The 1,125-nt window shown below is 64.3% G+C and carries 1 protein-coding gene; it reads right to left on the bottom strand.

Annotated elements, in window-relative coordinates; translation table 11 throughout:
- Positions 1–885: FAD-dependent oxidoreductase (locus tag IWX63_RS16670; RefSeq protein ID WP_334685967.1), on the bottom strand; the 885-nt coding region annotated here is incomplete at its 3' end.
- Between the last annotated feature and the right edge of the window lie 240 nt (positions 886–1,125).

The raw sequence follows: 1,125 nt of genomic DNA, 5'->3' as shown, positions 1-1,125 counted from the left end.
GGCATACACGGCAGGGTTCGTGGTGCTCTGCAGGTGTGGCGCTACCTCGATGCCCTGAGGGCCATATGCCACGTGGCCTGCGTCCAAGTCCAGGGTGGAGAGTTCGGGGACCCGTCCTGCTCCATGGACGATGAGGTCGGCTTCGATGTCCGATGCTGTGCCGGCGGTGTCCGTGTGCACCGTGTATCCGTTGCCGGTCTTACTGACCCCGGTGATGCTGGTACGGCTGCGTACCTCAACCCCGGCCTCGGACCCGCGGCCTATCAGGAGCTCCACGAGATCAGCGTCGAAGGCCCGCAGCGGACGAGGTCCTCGGTCGATGATGATAGGGGTGCTGCCTGCCCGTGCGGCGATGTGAGCGAACTCGAAGGAGATGAAGCCTCCGCCGACGAACACGATCCGGTCGGGAAGTGCTTCCAGGTTCAGGAAGTCCGTGCTGTCGATCAGATGTTCGTGTCCGGGGAAGTCAAGGGGCCGCGGGACGGCGCCGGTCGCGACCAGGATGTTCGAGGCCGTGGAGCGGGTTCCCTCGATGGTGACCTCAGTGGGTCCGGTGAAGGTCGCCCTCCCATGGAGGGTACTCACGCCGTGCGCCTGGAGGTCTTCTTCCATGCTGCGTGGCACGGGGTCAGTGAATCTGTGTTTGTGTTTCATCAAATCGTCCCAGTTGATGGAGAGCTCCCCGCTGTCGATGCCTTTGCCGACCATGAGCCGCGCAGCGTCCACCACTTCGGCGCCGCGGCGCAGGATCTTCTTGGGATCACACCCACGCAAGGCACATGTCCCGCCGTACGGCAGCGCGTCGACAATCGCGACTTTCGAGCCCTTCGACGCGGTTTTCGTTGCGGCGGCGATGCCGGCCATTCCCGCGCCGATCACCAGCACGTCATAGTTATCAACCATCAGGGTGAACTCCTCAGAAGAATCGGGGGAAGTGTTGTTTTACGGGTCGGCTGACCACGGTGCCGACAGGCCCCACGGCCAGCCATCGAGCCGTCATGGCGCGATGCCACATTCCGGGGTGCGAGGCGCTGGTCAGCTCAAGGCGTCTCTGAGCTGGGTAAGACTCGGGGCTCCTGCCGGCCCGTCCTCTGTCATGTACCTGCGGCAGGCGAGAGCCGCCGG

This window comes from Arthrobacter sp. CAN_A2 (assembly GCF_015752045.1).
GTDB lineage: Bacteria > Actinomycetota > Actinomycetes > Actinomycetales > Micrococcaceae > Arthrobacter_D.
The sequence above is the reverse complement of the archived record's forward strand: the minus strand, read 5'-3'. Positions and strand labels throughout refer to the sequence as shown.